The organism is Rhizobium sp. WSM1274, from assembly GCF_025200775.1.
Lineage (GTDB): Bacteria > Pseudomonadota > Alphaproteobacteria > Rhizobiales > Rhizobiaceae > Rhizobium > Rhizobium leguminosarum_I.
Genome location: NZ_CP104140.1, coordinates 313,688 through 339,099 on the forward strand (window position 1 = coordinate 313,688; position 25,412 = coordinate 339,099).

A 25,412-nucleotide genomic window follows, 5' to 3' on the forward strand; every position below is an offset into this window, starting at 1 on the left:
GATCTTAATGGCCCCGGTCCTCAAGCGCAGTTTTCAAATGCCACGACGCGAAGAGCTTGGCCTCTTCACGATCAGCAACGGGTCCGGCCTGTCGATAGCGGCCCTGCCGAACGGCACGCTGTTTGCCATCGAATATGCCGACGACAAGGGATCGGTGCAGATCAACCAGATCCAGGGCTCGCCGCTCACCGGCGGCATCGGACGGCTTTATCTGCGCATCGGCGGTGCGGCACCTGATGTCGTCGAGATCGTCGGGCCTCGTGCCGATGGCAGCTTCGGGCACGATGCGACGAGCTTCTCCTGGAGCGGCAAGAGAGGCGATATCGGCTACACCGTCCGCCTCGAGCTCCATCCCTCCGAAACGGCCTGGTTCTGGCGTGTCTCCATCCGGCATCGAAAGGATGGAACGCTGCCGGCCGATCTGGTGCTGGTCCAGGACGTCGGTCTCGGCGATCGCGGCTTCCTGATGAACAGCGAAGCCTATGCCTCGCAATATGTCGACCACCATATCGCCGATCACGGGACATTCGGCCCTGTCGTGATGCACCGTCAAAATCTGAAGCAGTCGGGCGCCCGCAACCCCTGGCTCGTGCAGGGCTGTCTCGACGGGGCGGCGGCCTATGCCACGGATGCAATCCAGCTGGTGCAGGCGAGCGACAGCCTCGACGACCTGCTGGTCGGCGCCTTCGGCACCAGCCTGCCGAGCAAACGGCGCCAGCAGGAGACCGCCTGTCCCGCCATCCAGTCGAGACCGCTCTCCGTGCCCGCAAGCGGGGCGATCGCGACTTTCTTTGCCGTCTTCGCCGCCGATCATCCCGAAGCGTCGAGCGATGCCGACCTTTCACGGCTCGATGAGATTGCGGCGACAGACAGTGCGGCCGCCGATATCGAGGAGGTTGCTCCGGTCCGCAGCCTGCTCCAGGATGCGGCCCTGCTGAAGGCCGAGGCACTGGATAAAAAGGCGATCGGCAAGCTCTATCCGGAGCGGAGCCTGGAAGAGCGCGTCGACGGAAAGCTTCTTTCGTTTTTCGTGCCGGACGGCGTTCTGAACCGCCACGTGGTCCTGCGCGACAAGGAGCTCCTGGTGGCGCGCCGCCACGGCGCGATCGTCAGAAGCGGCGGGAACATGCTGCTCGACGATGCGACGCTTGCCGCGACCTGCTGGATGCAGGGCATTTTCGCGGCCCAGCTGACGATCGGCAATACGTCTTTTCACAAGCTCTTTTCCGTCTCCCGTGACCCCTACAATCTGACGCGCGCCAGCGGGCTGCGCATCATGGCGGATGTCGGCGCCGGCTGGCAGCTTCTGGCGGTGCCGTCGGCTTTCGAAATGGGGCTCAGCGATTGCCGCTGGATCTATCATTGCGCGGGACGCACGATCATCGTGTCGGCGGTCGCCTCCGGCGAGGATCCAGCGATGCAGTGGACCGTCTCCGTCGAGGGCAAGCCGTGCCGCTTTCTGGTGTTCGGTCACGTCGTCCTCGGCGAGCGCGAATATGACGCGGGCGGGCAGATCGAATTCCATCCGTCGGGCAAACGCATGCTTTTCCGGCCGGACCCGGCCTGGCTCTGGGGCGAGCGCTATCCCGATGCCGGCTATTGGCTGGTGAGTTCGACGCCCGATGCCATCGATGAGATCGGCGGCGACGAACTGCTCTACAGTGATGGGATTGCGCGCAACGGCCCCTTCGTCGCGCTTAGATCCCGCCCGACGCAGGTGCTCTGCTTCGCTGTCGTCGGCTCGATGACCGATGCGGCGGAGGCCGACCGACTGGCGCAGCGTTATGAGGCCGGCGTCACCGATGAAGCCATGCTTGCCCCGGCATCGAAATTCTGGCGGAACGCCGTGCGCGGTCTGACGATCGGCAGCACCTCGCCCGACCTTGCCGCGCAGACGACCTTGCTGCCGTGGCTGGCGCATGACGCGATCGTGCATCTGAGCGTGCCGCACGGCCTCGAGCAATATACCGGCGCTGCCTGGGGCACACGCGACGCCTGCCAAGGACCGATCGAATTCCTGCTCGCCTATGAGCATGATCGCGAAGCCAAGGAGGTGCTGAAGACCGTCTTCAGCGAACAATACCTGGAGAAAGGCGATTGGCCGCAATGGTTCATGCTGGAGCCCTATGCCAACATCCGGGCGGGCGATAGTCACGGCGATATCGTCATCTGGCCGCTGAAGGCGCTCTGCGACTATATCGAAGCGACCGGCGATCTTGCCGTTCTCGACGAGAAGGTCTCCTGGCGCGACGAAAAGACGATGGCCAAGGCGCCGGGGCTCGACACCATCGCCATCCATGTCGAGAAGCTCCTCGAGACCGTTCGCGAAGCTTTCATCCCGGGAACGCATCTGATCCGCTATGGCGAGGGAGACTGGAACGATTCTCTGCAGCCGGCCGATCCGCATCTGCGCGACTGGATGGTCAGCAGCTGGACCGTTGCCCTGCTCTACGAGCAGATCGTCCGTTATTCCGCGATCCTGCGCCGCCTCGGTCATGGCAACAAGGCCAAGCGCTTGAGGAAGATCGCAACGGCGATGCGCCGGGATTTCAACCGCCTTCTCGTGCGTGGCGGCGTCGTTGCCGGCTACGGCATCTTCGATCCCGGCCATGACGGCGTTGAATTGCTGCTGCACCCGAGCGACCAGCGCACCGGCCTGCATTTTTCGCTGATCTCGATGACGCAGGCGATGCTTGGCGGGCTGTTCACGCCAACGCAGAGACGCGATCATATGAAGCTGATTAGAGAGCATCTGCTCTTCCCCGACGGCGTGCGGCTGATGGAGAAGCCCGCGACCTATGCCGGCGGGCCTGAGACGCTGTTTCGCCGCGCCGAATCCTCCTCCTTCTTCGGCCGCGAGATCGGGCTGATGTATGTGCACGCGCATCTACGTTATTGCGAGACGTTGGCGCTCCAAGCCGAGGCGGAAGAGCTCTGGAAGGCGATCGCCGTCGTCAATCCGATTTCAGTCACATCAGCGCTGCCGCATGCATCGCTGCGCCAGCGCAATACCTATTTCAGCAGCAGCGATGCGGCTTTTCATGACCGTTATCAGGCGGCGGCCGAATGGGAGCACGTCAAGGCGGGAGAGATCGCCGTCGACGGCGGATGGCGCATCTATTCAAGCGGCCCGGGGCTCTATACCAGAAGCTTCGTCGAAAATATCCTGGGCTTCAAAAGGCGCTTCGGCCGGCGCAAACACAAACCGCTTCTGCCCGCAATCCATGCCTCGGCCGATCTGCACACCGACCACGCCGCCTGGCGGCGGCTGATGAAGCCGAAACCCAAGGCGTAACAGTTCAGGACGAGGCGCTGTCTATGCAGTAGCGTCGCGCAGCTCCTCGAAGCGCGCGGCGCTCTTCGACAGGTGGCTTCGGATGGCGCGGCGCGCGGCGGGCTCGTCACGGTCGCGGATCGCCGCGAAGATGGCATGGTGTTCCCTGCGCATGCGCGCCGCATGGCGCTTGCGCTCGGCTGATGTCATCTTGTCCAAGCGCGCCCATTGCCGCGGCACCATGATGTTGCCGAACGTATCGAAGAGGCGGCCGTAATAGGAGTTGTGCGTCGCGACCAGAATGGATCTGTGGAAGGCGTAATCCTCTTGCGCACCGTATCCGCCCTCCTCGAGCGCCTTGTCGAGGGCATCGAGACGGTCCTGCATGCGGTCGATATCCTCCTGCGTGCGCCGCAGCGCCGCAAGACCGGCGGCTTCGAATTCGATCCCCATGCGCAACTCCAGCACGCGCAGAACCTCGTCGATCGACTGCAGGTCGTTTGGAATGATGGAGAAGGATCTGGGCGTCGGATCGTTCGAGACGAAAGCTCCAAGGCCTTGCCGCGTGGTGATCAACCCCTTTGCGCGCAGTGCGGCGAGCGCTTCGCGCACGATCGTCCGGCTGACGCCGGTCGTTGCCATGATCGCCTGTTCGGTCGGCAGACGCTGGCCGGGCTTCAGGTCGCCGGACTCGATTTGCGCCGTCAACATATCGGCAAGGTTGCTGCGCAGGTTCGGCGCCTGCTGAATGGTATTGAAGACTGCGTTGTCCTTATTTTCCATCCTGTTTCGATCCTGGTGTCGAGGCGGCTGCGCCAAGAGCGATTATCGCGCCAGCCAACCGCCATCGACGGGCAGCACCGTTCCATGTACGTAGTCGGATGCCGATGATGCCAGGAATACGGCCGCGCCGCCGAGTTCATCAGGCGTTCCCCAGCGACCGGCCGGGATGCGGGCAAGGATGGCGGCATTGCGGTCGGCATCCTCGCGCAGCGCCGTGGTGTTGTTGGTGACGAAATAACCGGGGGCGATGGCGTTGACGTTGACGCCCTTGCCGGCCCATTCGCAGGCAAGCAGCTTCGTCAGTCCCGCGAGGCCGCTTTTCGAGGCGGTATAGGAGGGAATGCGGATGCCGCCCTGGAAGGAGAGGAGCGAGGCGATGTTGATGATTTTGCCCCTTCCCTTGTCGACCATGTGGCGGCCGGCCGCCTGCGACAGGAAGAAAGCCGTCTTCAGGTTGACGTCGATCACCGCGTCCCAATCTTCCTCGGTGAAATCGAGTGCATCGGCGCGGCGGATGATGCCGGCATTGTTGACGAGGATGTCGAGGCCGCCGAAGGTCTCGATGGTCTCAGTGACGATCCCCTTGACCGGCTCGATGCTGGCAAGATCGGCCTTGACGACATGGAAGCGGCTTCCCGCTTCCTTCACCAGCGCTTCGGTTTCGTCCATCGAGGAGCGCCCGACGGCGACGATCGACGCACCAGCCTCTGCCAGTGCGGCCGCGATGGCTTGGCCGATACCGGTATTGGCGCCGGTGACGACGGCAACCCGGCCGGAAAGGTCGAAGGGATTTGCCACGATGCTCACCTCAGATCCGCAATGGCGATATGGTCCATGTCGGTGAAGCTCTTATTGTCGCCGGCCATCGCCCAGATGAAGCTGTAATTCTTGGTGCCGGCGCCCGAATGGATCGACCAGGGCGGCGAGATGACCGCCTGTTCGTTGGCGACAAGCATATGCCGGGTCTGCTGCGGCTCGCCCATGAAGTGGAACACACGCTGCTCCGCTTCGAGATCGAAATAGAGATAGGCTTCCATGCGGCGGTCATGCGTATGGGCGGGCATTGTGTTCCAGACGCTGCCCGGTTCGATCATGGTGAAGCCCAGCGTGAGTTGGCACGACTGGCAGACGTCCGGATGGATGAACTGGTAGATCGACCGCTTGTTGGCTGTTGCGGCTTCGCCCGGCGTCAGGTGACGGGCCTTTTCGCGGGTGAGCAATACGGTCGGGTGCGCTTGATGCGCCGGCGTCGAGACCAGATAGAACTTTGCCGGATCGGCCGCATCCGCGCTCTCGAACCTGATGTCCTTGGCACCCTTGCCGACATAGAGGCAATCATATTTGGCAAGATCGTAGTTCGTGCCGTCGACGATGATGCGGCCGGCGCCGCCAATGTTCAGGGCGCCGAGTTCACGCTCGGCAAGGAAGGTTTCCTGTCCGATCGCTGTCGGAGCCGTCAGCGTCAGCCCGGGGCCGAGCGGCGTCGCGCCGCCGATGACCATCCGGTCGTAATGCGAATAGGTGAGCCGGATCTCGCCGCTCGCGAAGACGGTTTCCACCAGAAAGTGACGCCGCAGCGTCTCCGTGTCGAAATCACGCACGGCCTCTGGATGGGAGGCGTGCCTCACGTCGATCTGCATGTCAATTTTCCTTCCGCTTCATTGTGCCACGGGTCGTCTCTATCTCGGGAGCCGGTCTTGTCCGGCCGGTCCCGCCGCGGCGGTATCCAGTTGGTTACATAGTTGTACGACAAGTTTGGTGTCAACAGGTTTGTCGGTGGGCGCTCGAGGAGACGCAAGGTCCGCAAGAGCACGAAAGAAAATCTGGGAATAGACAGGAGAATTTCTGGAAATGATGACGCCATCATCCAAGCAATGGATCGCAAGCGGTCGTTCTTGGCGCGATCCGGCAGTGCTCTTGGCCAAAACGAAAAAAGCCTGCCGCGGGAGGAGGTGCGGCAGGCTTTCGTAAAAAACCGAACGACAGCTGGGAGGAGGAGTGCTGTCATTCCACAGACGACCCTGGGAGGAGGACGGGGCGCCTGTACATCGAAGGGACGCGGGAGGAGGTGCATCGCTTCGATAGAAATAATCATACTTATTTCTTGCTCAGTTGATAGGCATTTCTTTGCAGGGCAGCTATGCGTTATGCGAAAAGCGGGAGGCTCGATTCACCTGGCTCCATCTGCCGGAAGCACAAAAAGCAAAGCGCCCGCTCGGGAGGAAGCAGGCGCTGGCATGGTCCTTGAAGATGCTTGGTCTAAGCTGCCGTTAGCGGGCGATGGCTGCGCGGGCGACGTTGCGGATGTCGCCGCGGCCGATGCCGAGGTCGTCCAGTTCGCGTGCGGACATACGACCCAGTTCAGCGACCGTCTGACGATACTTGCGCCAGTTATTGAAAGAGCGTGCTACGTTCATGATGATCCCCTTTCGTGGGCTTTCGAAGCTTAGCTGCCAGTCCTTGGCGCTTCGTTCGCTTCGATGAGGTGTATATAATATGAGACCGCCGATTATTGCAGCGCCAATGCATCAGTGCACCTATGCGGCGCTTGCATGGGTCGCCATATCCGGCAGCGATCAGGATCCGAACCGCTTCGCGGTCAGAGTTTGAAACGATCGAAGGCCGTCAGCCGCACCATCGGCGGCTCCGCCTCGGCCCACCGGTAAATATCCGAGCGCAGATAGGAAAGCTCGTCGCCGAGATCCTCTTCGCCGACTTCGATCCACCAGGACTTCAGGCGACCGTCGCTTCCGTCCGACCAGCGATAACCCCTCGCCTTCAGATGATCCTTCATCTCGAACGGGCTGTGTTCGGCAAAGATACGGATGCGCGAGCGCTGGCTGGCACGGTAGAGTTCGGTGAACGGGCTTTCACCGTCGCGCTGCTCTCGATCGAGGATTTCCAGCAGTGCGTGGCAGTCGTCCACGGCGCGATGGCCTTCGTGGAAATACCCGGCCTGGCCGACGAGATAGCCGAGCTTCGTACCCTCGAAGCCGCGGGCGCTCCAGTCGATCTCCGAAACCGAGCATGCCCAGGCCTTGCCGGTGAAAATCGTCGAGAAGGCCTCGCAGAACGGCCGGTCGAAACCGGCATTGTGGGCAATGATCAGATCCGCCGGCTCGATCAGAGTCCTCAGCGATTGGATATCGATGAGCTGTCCTTCGACCATCGCATCGGTGATACCGGTCAGCCGAGTGATCTCGGGCGGGATCGGCCGGGACGGCTGTTGCAGGCCGCCGTAAATGCCGAGGATATCGCCGATCGCACCGTCATCATTGAAGGTAAATGCGACGGCGCCGATTTCGATGATCTCGTCGCTGCGGTGGTTGAGACCGGTGGTCTCCGTATCGAGAACGACGCCGAGTTGCGAAAACCCTGGCCGTCTGACTGACGCAACCGGCCGGGCGGTCAGCTTTCTCAAGATGCGATAGTTGCCGCTCTCTTCGAGCGCCCGCGCCATGTCTTCATCGGAGTGGACAACTGGCTGTGATGGCCGCCGGTGCGATGGACCGCGTGCCTTGGCCGTCGCGGGCGATGCCCTGGCAAACATGTCGAGTTGCGAATCTCTGTGCACGCTCATCGAATCTATATGTCACGGAGACGCGATTTAATCCATCGCACGGACAGCACCGCGCCTCTTTTCGAGAGGCGCTGTAGCACCTTGAGCCAGATGTGGTGGAGTATCAACGTGTGCCGTTTTGTCCACCGGGAAGCTCAGCCGGCAGACCACGCCGGGATTGCGGCTTTCGATCGTCACCTCGCCGCCGTGCATGCGCAGGATGTCACGAACGAGATTGAGGCCGAGGCCGGCGCCGCGTCCGTCGTGATGGCGCTTGAAGAACGGCTCGAATATGCGATCTCGCATATCGGCGGGGATGCCCGGTCCCTCGTCCCTGACCTCGATCCAGTTGCAGCCTGATGTCAGCGAGATGGTGCCTTTCCTGCCGCCGTGGTTGATTGCGTTCTGCAGGATGTTCATCAGGGCGCGCTGCAGCGCCAGAGGATCGCCCTCGATCTCACCGGCGCCGTTGACATCGAACTGCACCGTATAACCGGCGGCAAAGGCCAGCGGCGCCATCTCGATGATGACCTTCCTCGCCAGCTGGCCGAGATCGACCTTGGTGAACTGGACCTTGCCCTGTTTCAGCCGCTGAAGGTCGAGCATCTGCTCGGTGAGAACGGCAAGCCTCGCCGCATCTTCCAAGAGGTCGGTCTTGATCGAACTGTGCTGCAGGGATCCAATTCTCGTATTCAGAATGGCGATCGGCGTGCGCAACTCATGGGCGGCATCGGTCAGAAACCGTTCCTGCCGCTCATAACCCTCGTCGAGACGGCCGAGCGCGCGGTTGACGGCGTGCACCAGCGGCGCGATCTCTTCGGGAATATCGTTTTCCGACAACCGGCCGCCGCGCTGGTCGATATCGATCGTATCGGCCTGAAGCGCGGCCTGGTCGATCCCGACCAGCGATCGTCGCACGACGAGCGGCGTTGCTATCAGCGCGCCAAGTGCCATCACTGCGACGATGGGGATAACAATTTTCACAAGGATCAATGAGACGCGGAACAGGATGAAGGCGAGTGAGTTCGGGCCGTCGGTGCCCGTCAGAAACTGCACCTGTCCCCAATCCGTCGCAATCCACTTCATCCGGGCAGCCGGACGGTCGTGATCGCCGAGATCCGATCCGAACTTTGCCTGGCCGACATGATCGAGCGTGTTGCCGATTGCGGCATATTCTTCCGGAATCCGGCCCTCGGTCAAATCATGTCCCTGCATGTCGCGTATGGTGTACCAGAGATCGGGCGCCTCCTTCCGCAGCCGTCGCAGATTCTCGGTCTCCCGCAGGCTCAACTCTCCGGTGGGCTGGCGGAAGACGGCCTGGCGCAGGATCTCGATCGTGCCCTCCGTCGATCTGAATTCGGATATCTTGCCAACCGAAATCAGCACGATCATCACCAGGATGAGCACGACCGATTGCACGGCAAGAAGCCGCCAGAACAGGCGCTTGCGCAGCGAATAGGAGCATCGTTTGCTCATGATGCTTCACGCAGGAGATAACCCACGCCCCGGATAACGTTGATGACCACGCCCGCCTGCGACGCTTGCAGCTTGCGACGCAGCCGCGATATATGGGAATCGAGCGCATTCGACTGGATCTCGTCGTCGAAGCCGAAAACTGCTTCCATCAAGGCCGGTCGCGGCACCATACGACCGGCACGGCGCATGAGGCATTCGAGCACCAGCGCCTCCCGGCGCGGCATTTCCAGACGCAGGCCGGAGACGATGATGTCGCAATAGGTCGGATCGAACGAAAGACGGCCGATCGAGATCAGCGCCGGACGCAAGGTTTCGGAGCGGCGCATGACGGCACGCAGCCGTGCCAGAAGTTCGTCGAAGACGAAGGGCTTGGCGAGGTAATCGTCGGCGCCGGTCTCAAGGCCGGTGATCCTGTCTGGAACCTCTCCCTTGGCGGTGATGACGATGATCGGCAGTGTCAGCCCTCTTTTACGGATCTTCGGAATGAGTTCGAGACCATCGCCGTCGGGCAGTTGCCGATCCAGGAGGACGGCGTCGTAGGCGCCGTCGCCGATCACCAGTTCGGCGTCGCACAGCGTCGAAACATGATCCATCACCATGTCGTGCCTGGTCAGGGCGCCTCGGAGCGCCACGGCCATTTGAGGTTCGTCCTCGATCAGTAATATGCGCATCTCACATTCCTACCGGCGGTCGGTCCGTAGGCGGACCATATCACCTAAGCATGTCCGCGGTGCCAGTCGTTCGTCGAATGCAAGATCGCCCCCTCATGGCCGAGGATAATTTCATCGTCACGCACGGCGCTGCTCGGTCGGCGATCGAAACGTGGCATGGGACCTTCACGGTGGCTGATTGATCCCGCCCATGAACCGGCTCAACATTGCAACAGTCTGTCATGTCGCAGTCACGGTGACGCAGACACAGATTTTTATGCCTGAGACGCGAACTTCCGCTGCGTTGCTCTCAGCCCCCTCCTGTCGATCCAGCTTTTGATTTCGGCGGCAATCGCCTCGGGCTGGTCCTCGGGGGCGATGTGGCGCGCCGGACCGCACCCCCTGATCTCCAGGCCGGCGACGTTGTCGCGGCACCACGAAATCATCTCGCTGCCGATCAATAGCGTTTCGGAGGGACCGTCGAAGGTCAGCAACAGCTTGGGGACCTCAGGACTGGCGGAAAGCCAGCGGTCATAGGCCTCGATCCTGGCGACCACGTCGGCCGGCTCGCCGTTGATCGGCATGGCGCGCGGCCATTCCAGCAGCGGGCGTCGGCTGTTACGGTCGGGATAGGGTGCGCGGTAGACATCCCAGTCGAAATCGCTGAGCCCTTTCAGCGTGGTCGCGCGCAAGGCCTGTTCGATGAAGAAATTTTCGTCGAGGACCTTGGCCTCGCCGGTTCCCGCACTCCGCAACAGTTCATAACGCGCCTTTCCTCCACCCGGCAGATCCTCCCAGCCCATCGGCCGCAGGATGATTTCCATGAAGGCGATGCCACGCACCCGCTCGGCGTGGCGCGAGGCCCAGTCGAATGCCAGGGCGCCGCCCCAGTCGTGGCCGACGAGCACGACGTCGTCGAGGTCAAGCGCATCGAACCAGGCGTCGAGATAGGCGATGTGATCGCCATAGCGGTAGCTGATATCGGGTTTGCCGGAGCGTCCCATGCCGATGAGATCGGGCGCCAGGCAGCGGCCAGGCCCGATGCCGGGCATGATGTTCCGCCAGAGATGCGATGAGGTGGGATTGCCGTGAAGGAAGACGATCGGGTCGCCCTCCCCCAGTTCCTCGTAGGAGATGAACGAGGTGAGGATATCGATGGTCGGCATATGGAGCTCCACGCTTTCGTGCTATATAGGCAGGTGACTGTCCATTTATCATATAGACAGGTAACTGTCTATATCGCTGCGCGGGGTTTCATGCCGTCTTCTTCCCTTGGCCTGTTGTTGCGTCTGGTCCATCAGCATTGGACGCAGGCCGTCGAAGCGGCACTCGATGAGGCCGGCTACGGCGATATCCGCCCGCCGCACGCCAACGTCTTCACCTTCGCGCGGCCGGAGGGCATCCAGGTCAGCGAGCTGACCAGGCTCGCCCGTGTTCGCAAGCAGACGATGACGCAGGCCGTGGAAGAACTCGAGCGCTTGGGTTATGTCGAGCGTCGGCCCGATCCGAATGACCGGCGTGGCCGGCTGGTGTTTCTGACGGAAAAAGGCCAGGGGGTCAGGCCGATAGCGATAGCGGCGGGCCGGCGCGTCGATGAAAGCTGGGCGGCCCTGACCAGCCAGCAGCAGATGGACGATTTGCGAACAGCACTCCGGCGGCTGCTGGAACAGCTGCAATAGCGAAGCGGGGCTGGCATGAGAGCGACCCATTCCACTAACCGTCGCGCGACCGAAGGAGAATGTATGCCTGGTGACAACAGCAAAGGTGCCGACGAGGATGTCGTCGTCATCGGCGCCGGTGCCGCCGGCATTGCCGCCGCCCGCCGCCTGCAGGCAATCCGCCCGGATCTTTCCATCCTCCTGCTTGAAGCCGGCGATCGTCTCGGCGGTCGCGCCTGGACGGTCGGGCTGCCTGAAGCCGCCGATATCGGGCTCGATCTCGGCTGCGGCTGGCTGCATGGCGCGCGGACCAATGCCTGGACTGCGATCGCCGGCGAGGTCGGACTGACGGTCGACCGCACGCCTGCGCCCTGGAACGATGGCGGACGGCGGCTTCAGCGGGATGACGCGGCGGCGCGTGCCGCAAGGCAGGCGATCGGCGCCTACTTCGAGCGCCTCGAGAGCCATGGGGGGAATGATGCAGCCATGGCCGATATGCTCGAGCCCGGCAATCCCTGGAACGGCCAGATCCGGGCGGTCGGCACCTATATCACGGGCGCCGAACTGGAGCGGTCGTCGGTCGTCGATTACAACAGATACGATCCCGGCCCTGGCCCTGACTGGCGGGTGCGCGAGGGCTATGGAACGCTGGTCTCACTTTACGGCAAGCCGGTTCGGGCAAGGCGCTGCACCGAAGTCACGTGCATTGACCATCGTCATGCCGGCCGTATCGGCATCGAGACGAACCAGGGCGTGCTCAGTGCCCGCGCGGTGCTGGTGACGGTTTCGACGAATGTGCTTGCCGCCGGCAAGATCGCCTTCGACCCGCCTTTGCCTGACAAGATCGAGGCAGCGGCCCGTTTGCCGCTCGGGCTCGCCGACAAGCTGTTCTTGAAGCTCGCAAATCAGGAGGCGCTGCCGGCGGATACGCATATGCTCGGCTCTACCAGTCGCGGTGCAACCGGCACCTATCAGCTCCGACCCTTCGGCGCTCCCGTCGTCGAGGCTTATTTTGCCGGCGACCTCGCACATGATCTGGAGGGGCAAGGTAGAGAGGCTGCCTTCTCCTTCGCTGGAGATGAGCTGGCGGCACATTTCGGCGCGGATATCCGCAAGGAATTGTCGGTGGTCGCAATGTCGGCCTGGGCCGCAGCGCCCCATATCGGCGGCTCCTATTCCTACGCCGAACCCGGCGCCTCCGATCTGCGTGGCCGTCTCGCTGCGCCGCATGACGGGCGGATCTTCTTTGCCGGCGAAGCCTGTTCGACATCGCGTTATTCGACGGCGCACGGCGCCTACGAGACCGGCGTCGCTGCAGCCGAGCTGATCGCAGCGTCGTTTTCGCAAAGTCCGTAACCTTCGCCGGCCGCGATGGCAGGCAGGAATATTTTTTTCTCACTTGGTCGCGCGGACGGGATTGGTTATGCTCCCCCTCGCCCCTGTGCTCCCAGCCCAGGGCGCTATACGCCATCCGGCGGCGAGCGGCCGCCTCAAGCACAATATTGTCATTGTCATTGATTGCAGGAGCCCCGGCTTCTACCCCGACCGTTTGCGTGTCGGCTGCGGGTATCCGAATGAGGAGGAAGAAATGGATTATCGCAAGCTCGGTCCGAGCGGGACCGTCGTCACCGCCTATTGCCTCGGCACCATGACCTTTGGCGCAGAGGCCGATGAGGCCGCCTCGCACAAGCTGCTCGACGATTATTTCGCCTGGGGCGGCAATTTCATCGACACCGCCGATGTCTATAGTGCCGGCAAGTCGGAAGAGATCATCGGACGCTGGCTGAAGGCGCGTCCGACCGAGGCCCGCCAGGCGATCGTTGCCACCAAGGGGCGGTTCCCGATGGGCAACGGCCCCAACGATATCGGCCTGTCGCGCCGGCATCTTAGCCAGGCGCTCGACGATTCGCTCCGCCGCCTCGGCCTCGAGCAGATCGACCTCTACCAGATGCATGCCTGGGACGCGCTGACGCCGATCGAGGAGACGCTGCGTTTTCTCGACGATGCGGTTTCCTCCGGCAAGATCGGCTATTACGGCTTCTCCAACTATGTCGGCTGGCACATCGCCAAGGCCTCGGAGATCGCCAAGGCGCGCGGCTATACCCGTCCAGTGACGCTGCAGCCGCAATATAACCTGCTGGTGCGTGACATCGAACTCGAAATCGTCGCGGCCTGCCAGGATGCCGGCATGGGCCTGCTGCCGTGGTCGCCGCTCGGCGGCGGCTGGCTGACCGGCAAGTACAAGCGCGATGAGATGCCGACCGGCGCCACCCGCCTCGGCGAAAACCCCAATCGCGGCGGCGAATCCTATGCGCCGCGCAATGCGCTGGAACGAACCTGGGCGATCATCGCTGTCGTCGAGGAGATCGCCAAGGCGCATGGCGTCAGCATGGCGCAGGTGGCGCTCGGCTGGACGGCGGCACGGCCGGCGATCACATCCGTTATCCTCGGCGCCCGCACGCCGGAACAGCTCGCCGACAACCTCGGCGCGATGAAACTCAAGCTCTCCGACGACGACATGACGCGGCTCAATGAGGTGAGCGCGCCCCAGCCTTTCGACTATCCCTATGGCAAGGGTGGCATCAACCAGCGCCATCGCAAGATCGAGGGCGGCCGCTGAGCCTTTCTTCTGTCTCCGAACGAACCCTGTCCGCTTCTTGCCGAAGCGGACAGATCTCCGTTGATGGCGGCGAGACGATCGCTCGATCCCCGCTTCCACGCAAAAAGCCGCCATGTTTCCATGGCGGCTTGGCGGCCTATCTGCTTGGGAGGCGATTTTAGGCCGGAAGCTGGAAGATCACGTTGGCGATCAGAACGATCGCCAGGCCGCCGGCGAGTGCCAGATAGGGCAGGATGCCGGCTTTCTTGATGCCGAGATCCTGGCCGACGAGTCCGAGATCCTCCATCGCGCCTGCGGGGAATTTGCCGCCGTCGCGCACATAGTGGCGATAGGCGAAGACCGGCAGGATCAGGGCGGCGAAGATGAAGCCGACCCAGAGCGCATTGGAATAACCCCAGACCTTGGCACCCGCACCGAGGAAGAGCGCGTTGACGAAGGCCAGCACGGTGTTGAGGCCTATCAACCAGGTCGGCGCCTTCCAGGGGCGTTCGATATGACCGGAATCCATCCGGTGGATCCAGCCGGAATTGAGGTTCAGGAAGTTGAAGATGATGTAGCCGACGTTCGAGACGGCGAGCACGAAGAAGTAGCCGCCGGCATCCGAGGCGATCGCCAGCAGGAAGAGATTGAAGGCGAAATCGGTCCACATCGCCCGGGTCGGCGCGCCGTGCTCGTTGACGTGGTCGAGATATTTCGGCAGCCAGCCATCTTTCGAGCCCTGGTAGAGCGTGCGCGAGGAACCGGCCATCGCCGTCATGATGGCGAGGAAGAGTGCCATGATCATCAGTACGACGAGCAATTGGGTGACGACGCGGCCGGCGCCGATCAGGCCGCCAAGCGCTTCGGCAACACCCGTGCCATCGACGATGCCGGGCGCCAGCATGCCTGCGTGGCCAAGAACGCCCTGGAAGGCGAAGGGCACGAGGAAGAAGAACAGGCAGCAGGCAAGGCCGGAATAGAAGATCGCCTTGAAGGTGTCGGTCTTCGGGTTCTTGAGTTCGCGGGTGTAGCAGACGGCCGTCTCGAAGCCGTAGGTCGACCAGGCGGCGATATAGAGGCCGCCGAGGAAGAGGGTCCAGCCGCCGTTGCTCCAAGTGCCGTCGACAGCGGCATAGGCGGCTGTCGGGGGCACGAGACCGGTGACGTTGGTGGCAAGGATATGGCCGCTGACGATCGGATAGAGGCCGATGACGAGCAGCGGCACCAGCACGATGATGGCCAGCCACTTCTGCACGCTTGCCGTTTCGGAAATGCCGCGATGCTGGATCGCGAAGATGATCAGCATCAGGATGCCGCCGATGAAGAAGGTGGCGTTGATATTGGCGGTGGCAAGGAAGGGAATGTTGAAGCTCAAGAGCGACCAGCTGCGGATCGCCGGCGTCAGGGCGGCGACACCGTCGCTGCCGAGCAATGCCTTGACGGCGTCATCCGGCGTCGTGCCGGCATGGGCTGCAATATATTCGGCGACGCGGGGGCTGTCGGCCGTGATGGAAGCGGCATGCGCTGAGATCCAGTCGAGGACCATTTGCGAATCCGCCGCAGGAATCGGGTAGAATGCGTTGAGGATGTAACCGGCGGCGATGGCGCAGCCGAGCGACAGCACCGGCGACCAGGCAAACCAGTTGCACCAGACGGACAACGGCGCGATGAATTTCGAATAACGCAACCAGGCGGTGGCGCCATAGACCGAGGCGCCGCCGGATTTGTTGGCGAACATGCCGGCGATCTCGGCATAGGTGAAGGATTGAAGGAAACCCATCACCATCGAGATGATCCAGACGACGAAGGCGAGCTTGCCCGTCGTGCCCGCAATCCCGCCGATGGAGAAAAGAACAAGCGGCGGCACGCCCGCAGCCACCCAGAATGCGCCCTTCCAATCGAGCGCGCGTACAAGCTTACCTTCGGTGCCGGATGCAATCCCGGCCTCCACAATGTCTGTCATCAGTGAAATTCCCCATTCTATTTGTTCCGGACGTATCTCTGTACGTCTCCCTGAACGTGTCTCCCTGACAGTCTCAAGCCCGCCCGGATAATTTTGACGATCCGTGTTCCCGACGGATTTCCCGAGTCTCAACTCTTTATACATAGTGAAGATATTTTCTTTTTAGTCAACATCACTTTACTTTCCACAGCCATTTTGTAAACCTGTGTCCGCATGCCTGAGGGCATGCCCGATCCCCATGAGGGCAGAATGCGAGAACTTCATCCTGCTATGACAGGCCTGCGGCCGGCCGCTCCGAGCCTCGTGCATTATCCCGGCATTCCCACCCTGCCGGAGGGAACGGAGCGCTACAGGGCAAAGGGCGGCGGATCGGTCGTTATGCGCGTCGACCCGGGCGACCGGGTCAGCGTCATCGACAGCGAAGGCGGGCAGGTCTGCGAGATCTCCTTCCTCGACGAGAAGGGCCGCTTCCTGGCCGCCGGTCTCGGGACGGCATTCAGCAATTCAGCCGAGGGTTTGAAGGCCATTCTTCAAGCGGAGGATGAGAGTGCTGCCCGCACGCGTGCCGCGCTTCAGCGTCGCGGCGCCGATCTGGCAGTTGCCGGCGCGCTCTGCATCTTCGGGGCGGGATCGACCCCGGGCAGCCAGGCGGATTTCACGATTTCCATGAAGGGCCTATTGATCGTCGCAGCACCGGCCAGCGCCATGTCGCCGGAGGCGCAGGATACGGCGACGCCGATCGAGATCAGGATCAAGCGCAGCCTACTGATCCGCGATTATGCCTCTGCCCTGCCGGAACCGGCCGCCGATCCGGTCGAGGATATCCGCATCGGGGCGGCGACCGCCGCAGCCTATTTCGTGCGTGCCGGCGAATTCATCCAGATCATCGACGTCTATGGACGCCAGTGCACCGATTTCCAGGCTTTTGCCGCCCGCAAGGTCGACAAGGGTCTCGACCTCGCGCTTGATTCCACCGTCACCCGCACGCTGCTTGGCCGCAGCTATCCAATGCCGGGTCTCCCCTCCAAGGCCTTCGACCGCGACTTCGAGCCGCTGGTCGAAATCGTCCAGGATACGGTCGGGCGTCACGACGCTTTCGCGACCGCCTGCAATTCGCGCTATTACGACGACATGGGTTATCCCGGCCACGTCAATTGCACGGATAATTTCAACGCGGCGCTGGCGCCCTATGGCATTGCCAGCCGCAAGGGGTGGGAAGCGCTGAACTATTTCTACAACACCAATATCGACCACAACAACCAGCTCTATCTCGACGAGCCCTGGTCGCGCCCGGGCGATTACGTGCTGATGCGGGCGCTGACCGACCTCGTCTGCGTCTCCTCGTCCTGCCCTGACGATATCGACGCGGCGAACGGCTGGGATCCGACGGATATCCACGTCCGCACCTTTTCCGGAAAAGAGAAATTCTCACGAGCGGTAGCCTATCGCATGACCCCAGATGCCGACGCCGAACTGACACGCGAAACCGCCTTCCATCCCCGCCTCTCCGCGTTGACGCGGGACTACACCGAATATCGCGGCTACTGGCTGCCGAACCGCTTCTCCAGCGAAGGTCCGGTCGAGGAATACTGGGCCTGCCGCGAGCGCGCCGCCGTCATCGATCTCTCACCCTTGCGGAAATTCGAGGTGACGGGGCCGGATGCCGAGGAGTTGCTGCAATATTGCTTGACGCGCGACGTGCGCAAGCTGTCGACCGGCCAGGTCGTCTATTCGGCCATGTGCTACGAAAACGGCGGCATGATCGATGATGGCACGCTGTTCCGGCTCGGCGACAAGAACTTCCGCTGGATCGGCGGCGATGATTTCAGCGGCATATGGCTGCGCCAGCAGGCGGAGAAGAAGGGCTTCAAGGCTTGGGTCCGCTCTTCGACCGACCAGATGCACAATATCGCCCTGCAAGGTCCGAAGAGCCGCGATATCCTCAAGGAAATCATCTGGACGGCGCCGCGCCAGCCTGAGATCGGCGAGCTCGAATGGTTTCGCTTCACTGTCGGCCGCATCGGCGGCTTCGAGGGTGCCCCCATCGTCGTCTCGCGCACGGGTTACACCGGCGAACTCGGCTACGAGATTTTCTGTCATCCGAAGGATGCGCTGACGGTGTTCGACGCCGTCTGGAAGGCGGGCCAGCCGCACGGATTGAAGCCGATGGGGCTGGAGGCGCTCGACATGGTCCGCATCGAGGCGGGTCTGATCTTTGCCCATCACGAATTCACCGACCAGACCGACCCGTTCGAGGCCGGGATCGGCTTCACGGTGCCGCTGAAATCCAAGCAGGACGAATTCATCGGCCGCGAGGCGCTGATCCGGCGCAAGGAGCATCCGCGCCATCTGCTCGTCGGGCTCGACATCAAGGCCAACGAGGCCGTCGGCCATGGCGATTGCATCCATATCGGCCGGGCCCAAGTGGGCGTTGTCACCAGCGCCACGCGCTCGCCGATCCTCGGCAAGACGATCGCGCTCGCCCGCATCGACGTGATGCATGCGAGCCCCGGCACCGAGGTCGAGATCGGCAAGCTTGACGGCCACCAGAAGCGCCTGCCGGCGACGGTCGTGCCGCTTTCGCATTATGACCCGCAGAAGACGCGGCCGCGCTCGTAATGCCTGCTTTTGAGGTCGAGGCCGGCGATCGGCGTCCCGGCATGCAAGGCGGCCGAGATGCAACCTTATGATGAGTGAACGGCCCTGAAAAACTAAAAGTTGACAAATTCGGGTTGAGTGACTATATCTCGGTAGTCGATATTGCTTGTTTGACTTTTGTTATCGCACGCTGGCAACGTGCCCTGGACGAACTTCCCTCTTCAAAATCGAGATCATCATCCGTCGTGCTTCCGCACGTGCGGTCGTTCAATTGCTATGAAAGGGTTTGTTATGACCACTGGCACAGTTAAATGGTTCAATTCCACCAAGGGCTTCGGCTTCATTCAGCCTGACGACGGCGGCGCTGACGCCTTCGTTCACATTTCTGCCGTCGAACGCGCTGGCATGCGCGAAATCGTCGAAGGCCAGAAGATCGGCTACGAGCTTGAGCGCGATAACAAGTCGGGCAAAATGTCCGCTTGCAATCTCCAAGCTGCTTAAACTGAAATCTGCTTTCCTTTGACCGCGGATGTACCGGCACTGTCGAAAGTATGATACTATCAAGGTCAGGCACGTTGCCTGGCCTTTTTTGCTGAGTCGGCCAGCGGGCTGCTGCACAATTTCTTAAACGCGGAATCCGTTTAACGAATTGTGCAGAATTCAAAGCGTTACAGCGTCCTTTGCGCGTCTGAAAGACGTGCGGCGCTGTGATAAAATCCAGGATTGATATGACAGAGTCACATAGCAAATCACGCAAGCAGGCGGAGATTGCCTTCGGAAACGTGCAATCGCAGTTCCTGGCGCGAAGCCGCGCGGTCGAAGAGATCGATTCGACCGTACGTGCCCGCGAGGAAAAAACCTTGCGGTTACGCGAAGCGCGTGAGGCCAAGGAATTGCAGGATCGCTTGACAGGGGTTACTGCTCCTGTCGCGAAGCGAAAAAAGAAAATCTGACCCTATGGCATAATTCCTTAAATCGGATTCGATTTCAGGATAAAGCCATGTGCAGTTCAAGGTATTACAGCGCCTTTGCGCGTCTGATGGCGTGCGGCGCCATGGAACAAGATGAGTTTACGCCGGATCGGCCTAAACTCTGAATCTTGTCCTAAATTAAAGAGTTAGAACATGATTTCGTCCGAAAACCGCGCAGATTTTTCGGCATCATGCTCTAGGGTCGAAGTCAAACAGTCAGGAAACAGATTTGAAAAACGCCAAAAACAACGAGCTTTCCGATCGCCGCAGCGCCGCTGCCGAAGCCAAGGCGGCTCTCCTCAACGCGTATCGTAACGCCAAGGATTCAGCCGAACCCACAAGGCTGGCAAAGCAGGCGGAGCGTCAAGCCATTGCCGCGGCCAGGGAAGAACGTCGCGCTCAGCGAGAACGGGTCAAGCTCGAAGAGCAGGGGCGGGCTCAGGCCGCGGAAGCCGAACGTCAGGCTGCCGCCGAAGCCGCAGCACGCGCCGATGCCGATGCCCGCGAAGCGGCTGACAAAGACCGGATCGCTCGCGTGATTGCCGACGAAGCCGCCCGAAAGGCCGAGCGCGACCGGCGCTACGCCAATCGCAAAGCCAGACAGTCCTGATCGTCAGCGCCGCCTGTCGTCAGGACAGGCAGCGCTGTCTTTCAGGCAGCCTGCACGGCTGCATTCAGCGGGATTTCGACGTCGATTTCGAGCGTCGAAACGTACTCGTTGCGATCGATCGTCACCTGCACCTTGTCGTGATCGAGCTGCACGTGCTTTGCGATCACCGCAAGGATTTCCTCGCGCAGCAGGGAGACCAGGTCCGACCCCGCCGAGGAACGTTCATGGGCGAGAAGGACCTGCAACCGTTCGCGGGCGGCCGGTGCGGTTCTCTGCTTGTTGAAAAGACGGAAAATATTCATGCCGCCCTCCGTCCGAAGATCTTGCCGAAAATATTGCGCTTTTCCTCTGGGATGGCAATCGGCACGACTTCACCAGCGAGCCGGCGAGCGGCGTCGAAATAGGCCATCGCAGCCGCGCTGCGGCTGTCTGCCAGCGTGACCGGCGCACCGATATTGGATGCACGCAGAACATCCATGCTTTCGGGTATGATGCCGAGCAGCGGGATGGACAGGATTTCCAGGACGTCGTCGACCTTGAGCATGTCGCCGCGTTCGGCGCGGTTGGCGTCGTAGCGGGTGAGCAGCAGGTGCTTTTCCATCCGTTCGCCGCGTTCGGCCTTGGCGGTCTTGGCATCCAGCAGGCCGATGATGCGATCCGAATCGCGCACCGACGAGACCTCGGGATTTGTGACGACCACGGCAACATCGGCGTGGCGCATGGCAAGCGTCGCACCGCGCTCGATCCCGGCGGGGCTATCGCAGATGATCCAGTCGAAATAGCGCTTCAGGTCGTTGATGACGCGCTCGACGCCCTCGGCCGTCAGGTTGTCCTTGTCTCGCGTCTGCGAGGCCGGCAGCAGGAACAGGGTCTCCAGCCGCTTGTCGCGGATCAGCGCCTGGGTAAGCTTGGCGTCGCCCTGGATGACATTGATCAGGTCGTAGACGACCCTGCGCTCGGCGCCCATCACGAGGTCGAGATTGCGCAGGCCCACGTCGAAATCGACGACGACGACTTTTTCATTGCGTTGCGCCAGCGCCGCTCCCAATGCGGCGGTCGAGGTCGTCTTGCCAACCCCACCCTTGCCTGACGTGACGACGATCACTTTCCCCATCATTGTCTCTCCTTTGCCGTGGCCCCAGTAATTCGAAGTGTTGAAGCGTCCTTTGCGGCTCTCGATGAGACGCGCGGGCGCTGTTGTCAGATCAGTTTCTCTGCCATGATCGCGTCGTCTTCGAGCCAGAGCTGAACAGCCTGTCCGCGAAGATTGGGCGCCATGTCTTCCGCCATCTTGTAGATACCGTCGATTGCAACCAGCTCGGCCTCGAGCTTGCGGCAAAAGATCCGCGCCGATGCGTTTCCGATGGACCCCGCCATGGCTCGGCCACGCAAGGCGCCGTAGATATGGACGGACCCGCCGGCGATGACCTCGGCACCCGAGGCGACCGAACCGATGACGGTGACGTCGCCTTCCGGAAAGATCACCGATTGCCCGGAGCGCACCGGCTCCCTGATGACGATCGATTGCATGGTTGGGCGGGTCTCTGCCACTACCGGTTTGCCGGGCTGATCGGCAGGCTCCTTTGCCTGAACCTCGATATCGGAAACCGAACGACCGCCTTTGAGTGCCGGCGGCATGCCGGACCCGAGGATCGAAGGCCGTGCGCCCTCGATGCCCATGATGCTGACATTGCGCTTGGCAAGTTCGGCAATCAGGTCCTTCAGCTGCGGTCGGTCGATTTGCAGGTCCGTCAGGTCGAGCACGACAGGCCGTCCGAGGAAGAAGCCGGCCGATCGCGCGGCCAGATCGTCCAGCCGGATCAACCAATCATCGATCGGAAGATCCGGAGACAGCATGACCGCGAGGAAAGAGCGGCCCTTGATGCGGATGGAGCGAGCGTCTGTTAGCACTTTGGTCATCTATGTGAAGAAATCGTTGACCATGTCTACCGCTGCTATGGTTAACAATAAGTTAACGCGGCCTTAATATTCCCCACAATCACAGCCGATTCTTCAAGCGCCGGACTGCCGTAAGCCATTGGAAAAGCGATGCAATCTCCGGAAGAACGGAACGGTTAATAATGCGGCTTTGAACTTGGGCCGCAAATCGGGTTAACGCTCAGCCTTCCGCCTTGCGTTGTGCGTTGGAAATGGCGCGCGCGGCCTCTTCCGAGGAGTTGGCGAGCGTGCGCATCTCGGCGGCCAGCACGGCAAATCCCGATCCGGCCGTGCCGGCGCGGGCGGCCTCGATGCCGGCATTGACGGCCAGCAGCTTCAGGTAACGCAGCGATTGCAGGATTTCATTGGTCTTCGAGGCGGTGATGCGCATGTCGGCAGTCTGGTCATCGATTCGCTGGTAGAGTGATTCGATGTTGATGATGCTGCCTTCGAGATAGAGAAGCTCACCCTTCTCGTCCCAGATGCCGCCGCCGGTCTCGGTGACCCAGATGAGATGACCCATGGCATGGCGGATGCGGTATTCCATCGTCCAGTCTGTGCGCTTCTCCAGCGCCCGTCCGACGATCTCGTCCATCAGAGGCACGTCTTCCTCGTACATGATCGAGGTAAAGGTCCGCGTGCGATTGCCGATGATTTCGTCGACGGGATAACCGAAGATGCGCTCGATTCCATTGGTCATCTCAAGCATCGTATAGTTTTCATCGGCACGGCAGCGATAGAGAAAACCGCTCATGCGCCCGAGAATGCTCGTTTGAAAATCCATGAAGGCCACATTCGAAGAGAAGAGTTGCAGATGAAAGGCGCATGTCACAATGCCGGAAGAGAGCGCGAACACACTCCTCCGGCAATGCAGGCCCGCCTCATCAGTTGCGCAGATATTCTTCCATGGAATCGTCGAGCGCCTCGACCCATGGCGTGTGGTGCGTCGGCGACATATTGCCGGTCATCAGCGATCGGTAGGCATGGTCGCGGAAGCCCATGATGTTGTGGGCCTTGTGATGTTCCCACTCCATGAAGGTCTGGTTGGTGCCCTCGATGTCGAAGGAGGGATAATCGGTTTCGGCGAGCAGTTCCTTCACATAGTCGCCCTGATACCAGATCATCTGCTCGGCATCTTCGAGCGTCTCCTCGCGGGCGCGCCACATGTCGAAATTGGCCTTCAGCTCCTCTTCCGGCGGCAGGGCGATGCGGCCCATCATCACGTCACGCGTCCACCAGGCCTGCACGTCGAACATGTTGAAGGTGTAGAACTGGTCCTGCATGCCGATGTAGAAAAGCTGCGGGTTCTTGTCGAAGATCACCCCCTTGTAGAGGCTGTCAGCCCAGAGGCGGTTGGCCGTCTTCAGCCGGAGATCGTCGGGCAGGAACGGGAAATGGTGCTGGTATCCGGTGCAAAGGATCACGGCATCGACCTCCTTGGTCGAGCCGTCGAGGAAATGCGCCGTCCGGTTTTCGAGCTTGGTCAGCAGCGGCCGCTCCTCGAAATTCTCCGGCCATTTGAAGCCCATCGGCTTCGATCGGTAGCTGGTCGTCACCGATCTCGCGCCGTATTTCCAGCATTGTGAGCCGATGTCCTCGGCCGAATAGCTGCGACCGACGAGCAGGATGTCCTTGCCCTTGAACTCCAGAGCGTCGCGGAAGTCGTGGGCGTGCAGCACGCGGCCGTTGAACGTCCTCACGCCCTCGAAATAGGGCACGTTCGGCGTCGAGAAGTGACCCGATGCCACGACGACATAGTCGAACTCCTCGTCATACATCCGGTCCTCGATGCGGTTATGCGCCGTCACCGTGAATTTCTTCGTCTGATCGTCGAAGCGGACCATGCGAACCGGCGTGCTGAAGCGCACCCAGTGGCGAACATTCGCCTTCTCGACGCGGCCCTTGATATAATCCCAGAGCACGGCGCGCGGCGGATAGGAAGCGATCGGCTTGCCGAAATGCTCCTCGAAGGAATAATCGGCAAATTCGAGGCATTCCTTCGGTCCGTTCGACCAGAGGTAACGATACATGCTGCCGTGGACCGGCTCGCCATATTCGTCGAGCCCGGTGCGCCAGGTATAATTCCAGAGCCCACCCCAGTCCGACTGCTTTTCGAAGCAGACGATCTCCGGGATTTCGGCGCCCTTCTGGGCAGCCGATTGAAAGGCGCGCAGCTGCGCCAGTCCGGAAGGCCCGGCACCGATGACGGCTACTCTTGTCATGAAGCATTCCCCTCTTGATTATATCGCATTGTCCTGCGTGTCAGTCCGGATAGATGCCGGGGCTGGTCGGCGCCCCGTCGTCATATTTGGAAAGCCAATCGATCGTCGTCTCGCGGAAGCGGGTGAGGCCCTTGTAGTCGATGAGTTCGGGCGGCAGCGTCTTCAGCACGCGCGGGAAGCGGCGCGCCCATTTCGGCACGGTGACGAGCTCTTCCATGTTCATCAGGTAGCAGCGGATGACGAAAAGGATGGCGTTCGAGCGCGGCAGGCGCCACAGGCTCTGCACTTCGACGCGCAGATGCACCTTCTCGCCGACATTTTCCGGCGTCACCGTGGTGCGGTCAGGACCCCATTTGTGATAATTCTCCGGGCTGGTGTCGAGCCGCGGATTGATCGTCATCGTCCAGTTGAAGCGCCGTGTCGGCTTGCCCTGCTGCAGGTTCAACAGGAATTTCAGCGCCCGGTCGAAGACGCCGATCTGGTGGGCGAGCGGCACCGGCCCGTGCCATTCCATGAAATTCATGCCGATATCGAAATCGAGCGACCAGTCGGCCTGCGTCGTCACCATGCCGGCGTCCATCCAGAGATTGCCGTCGCGTTGGTCGACGATGCAGAAATCGCCCTGGGCCTGGCGGGTGATATATTCGAAGGGCTCATAGGGCAGCGTCGAGGCATCGCCAAAGGTGAAGCTGTCGTCGATGCCGAGCGGGCGGTTGATCCAGCGCCACTGGTCGCCGTTGCGGATCAGCGTGAAATGATCGGGATAACCCGCCGCCTGCTCTTCCATCAAAAGTTCGAGCGTATCCCATTGCGCGCTCATCATGTGCGGCAGGGCCTGATAGCGTAGCGGATCTTCCTTCAGGACCAGCGCCCGGTCGTGCATCTCGGCGACGTAATGCTCGTCGACATCGATCAGGCTTTCGTAGACGGTTCCCGCCCGGCCGTGCACATGCGGCTCCATATTGACGGAATACATGTATTCGTCGCGGTCGAAGGGAAACGGGAAACGCCGAATGTTCTCGGGGCTGTTCCGATAGCTGAAATCGTTCCGGAAGGTTTCCTGCTTGAAGACGATTGCCATGTCCGGTCTCCTTGTTCCGCTTCCGATGCC

General features: G+C 61.5%; 23 protein-coding genes. 8 read left to right on the forward strand and 15 right to left on the reverse strand.

The window, feature by feature from the left end:
• Positions 1-7: 7 nt before the first annotated feature.
• Positions 8-3,295 (forward strand): GH36-type glycosyl hydrolase domain-containing protein, encoded by a 3,288-nt coding sequence (locus tag N2600_RS31270; protein WP_260299547.1) that lies wholly within the window; start codon positions 8-10, stop codon positions 3,293-3,295.
• 21 nt (positions 3,296-3,316) lie between these two features.
• Here N2600_RS31270 and N2600_RS31275 read toward each other — a convergent pair whose 3' ends face one another.
• From N2600_RS31275 to N2600_RS31310, 8 genes are all read right to left on the reverse strand, one after another.
• The gene (locus N2600_RS31275; protein ID WP_017968454.1) at positions 3,317-4,057 is read right to left on the reverse strand and encodes a FadR/GntR family transcriptional regulator; all 741 of its coding nucleotides are present in this window, start codon (positions 4,055-4,057) and stop codon (positions 3,317-3,319) included.
• A gap of 42 nt (positions 4,058-4,099) precedes the next feature.
• Positions 4,100-4,864 carry a 2-dehydro-3-deoxy-D-gluconate 5-dehydrogenase KduD gene (kduD, locus tag N2600_RS31280; RefSeq protein WP_311319311.1) on the reverse strand — a complete coding sequence of 255 codons (765 nt, stop codon included), beginning with the start codon at positions 4,862-4,864 and terminating at the stop codon, positions 4,100-4,102.
• Positions 4,861-5,697, reverse strand: a complete 837-nt coding sequence (gene kduI / locus N2600_RS31285) for a 5-dehydro-4-deoxy-D-glucuronate isomerase (RefSeq protein WP_260299548.1) — start codon at positions 5,695-5,697, stop codon at positions 4,861-4,863. Before kduI ends, kduD begins: the two co-directional genes overlap by 4 nt.
• A gap of 630 nt (positions 5,698-6,327) precedes the next feature.
• Positions 6,328-6,474 (reverse strand): DUF1127 domain-containing protein, encoded by a 147-nt coding sequence (locus tag N2600_RS31290; protein ID WP_003594835.1) that lies wholly within the window; start codon positions 6,472-6,474, stop codon positions 6,328-6,330.
• Between the two features lie 182 nt (positions 6,475-6,656).
• Positions 6,657-7,637, reverse strand: coding sequence for a 3'-5' exonuclease (locus tag N2600_RS31295; protein WP_260299549.1), 981 nt, complete (start codon positions 7,635-7,637; stop codon positions 6,657-6,659).
• Between the two features lie 27 nt (positions 7,638-7,664).
• Positions 7,665-9,092, reverse strand: coding sequence for a sensor histidine kinase (locus N2600_RS31300; RefSeq protein WP_260299550.1), 1,428 nt, complete (start codon positions 9,090-9,092; stop codon positions 7,665-7,667).
• Positions 9,089-9,763: a response regulator transcription factor gene (locus N2600_RS31305; RefSeq protein WP_162115094.1), complete on the reverse strand. Its 675-nt coding sequence runs from the start codon at positions 9,761-9,763 to the stop codon at positions 9,089-9,091. The genes N2600_RS31300 and N2600_RS31305 overlap by 4 nt, the downstream gene beginning before the upstream one ends.
• Positions 9,764-10,017: 254 nt before the next feature.
• Positions 10,018-10,908: a haloalkane dehalogenase gene (locus N2600_RS31310; RefSeq protein ID WP_260299551.1), complete on the reverse strand. Its 891-nt coding sequence runs from the start codon at positions 10,906-10,908 to the stop codon at positions 10,018-10,020.
• On the opposite strand from N2600_RS31310, the gene N2600_RS31315 reads away from it, so the two are divergent.
• From N2600_RS31315 to N2600_RS31325, 3 genes are all read left to right on the forward strand, one after another.
• Positions 10,909-11,421 carry a MarR family winged helix-turn-helix transcriptional regulator gene (locus N2600_RS31315; protein ID WP_162115096.1) on the forward strand — a complete coding sequence of 171 codons (513 nt, stop codon included), beginning with the start codon at positions 10,909-10,911 and terminating at the stop codon, positions 11,419-11,421. It begins immediately after the preceding gene.
• Between the two features lie 63 nt (positions 11,422-11,484).
• Complete coding sequence (locus N2600_RS31320; protein ID WP_260299552.1) at positions 11,485-12,756, forward strand: flavin monoamine oxidase family protein; 1,272 nt, start codon at positions 11,485-11,487, stop codon at positions 12,754-12,756.
• A gap of 232 nt (positions 12,757-12,988) precedes the next feature.
• Positions 12,989-14,020, forward strand: a complete 1,032-nt coding sequence (locus N2600_RS31325) for an aldo/keto reductase (protein WP_162115098.1) — start codon at positions 12,989-12,991, stop codon at positions 14,018-14,020.
• Between the two features lie 157 nt (positions 14,021-14,177).
• Here N2600_RS31325 and N2600_RS31330 read toward each other — a convergent pair whose 3' ends face one another.
• Positions 14,178-15,962 (reverse strand): APC family permease, encoded by a 1,785-nt coding sequence (locus N2600_RS31330; protein WP_260299553.1) that lies wholly within the window; start codon positions 15,960-15,962, stop codon positions 14,178-14,180.
• Positions 15,963-16,211: 249 nt separating this feature from the next.
• Between N2600_RS31330 and N2600_RS31335 the strand changes: the two genes are divergently transcribed.
• The 4 genes from N2600_RS31335 to N2600_RS31350 all read left to right on the forward strand — a co-directional run bounded on the left by N2600_RS31335 (position 16,212) and on the right by N2600_RS31350 (position 20,141).
• Complete coding sequence (locus N2600_RS31335; protein WP_260299554.1) at positions 16,212-18,581, forward strand: DUF1989 domain-containing protein; 2,370 nt, start codon at positions 16,212-16,214, stop codon at positions 18,579-18,581.
• A 270-nt stretch (positions 18,582-18,851) separates the two neighbouring features.
• Entirely contained in the window at positions 18,852-19,061 is a 210-nt protein-coding gene (locus N2600_RS31340) for a cold-shock protein (protein WP_003548109.1), read from the forward strand.
• Between the two features lie 227 nt (positions 19,062-19,288).
• Positions 19,289-19,513 (forward strand): hypothetical protein, encoded by a 225-nt coding sequence (locus N2600_RS31345; protein ID WP_017968470.1) that lies wholly within the window; start codon positions 19,289-19,291, stop codon positions 19,511-19,513.
• Between the two features lie 247 nt (positions 19,514-19,760).
• Entirely contained in the window at positions 19,761-20,141 is a 381-nt protein-coding gene (locus N2600_RS31350; RefSeq protein WP_260299555.1) for a DUF6481 family protein, read from the forward strand.
• Between the two features lie 41 nt (positions 20,142-20,182).
• Here N2600_RS31350 and minE read toward each other — a convergent pair whose 3' ends face one another.
• The 6 genes from minE to N2600_RS31380 all read right to left on the reverse strand — a co-directional run bounded on the left by minE (position 20,183) and on the right by N2600_RS31380 (position 25,382).
• Positions 20,183-20,443: a cell division topological specificity factor MinE gene (gene minE, locus N2600_RS31355; RefSeq protein ID WP_003574994.1), complete on the reverse strand. Its 261-nt coding sequence runs from the start codon at positions 20,441-20,443 to the stop codon at positions 20,183-20,185.
• Entirely contained in the window at positions 20,440-21,255 is an 816-nt protein-coding gene (minD, locus tag N2600_RS31360; protein WP_025397600.1) for a septum site-determining protein MinD, read from the reverse strand. Before minD ends, minE begins: the two co-directional genes overlap by 4 nt.
• 86 nt (positions 21,256-21,341) lie before the next feature.
• Complete coding sequence (gene minC / locus N2600_RS31365; RefSeq protein ID WP_017968472.1) at positions 21,342-22,061, reverse strand: septum site-determining protein MinC; 720 nt, start codon at positions 22,059-22,061, stop codon at positions 21,342-21,344.
• A gap of 199 nt (positions 22,062-22,260) precedes the next feature.
• Complete coding sequence (locus N2600_RS31370) at positions 22,261-22,863, reverse strand: methyl-accepting chemotaxis protein (RefSeq protein ID WP_017968473.1); 603 nt, start codon at positions 22,861-22,863, stop codon at positions 22,261-22,263.
• 100 nt (positions 22,864-22,963) lie between these two features.
• Positions 22,964-24,301, reverse strand: a complete 1,338-nt coding sequence (locus N2600_RS31375; protein WP_260299556.1) for an NAD(P)-binding domain-containing protein — start codon at positions 24,299-24,301, stop codon at positions 22,964-22,966.
• Positions 24,302-24,341: 40 nt separating this feature from the next.
• Positions 24,342-25,382 carry a heme-dependent oxidative N-demethylase family protein gene (locus tag N2600_RS31380; RefSeq protein WP_260299557.1) on the reverse strand — a complete coding sequence of 347 codons (1,041 nt, stop codon included), beginning with the start codon at positions 25,380-25,382 and terminating at the stop codon, positions 24,342-24,344.
• Between the last annotated feature and the right edge of the window lie 30 nt (positions 25,383-25,412).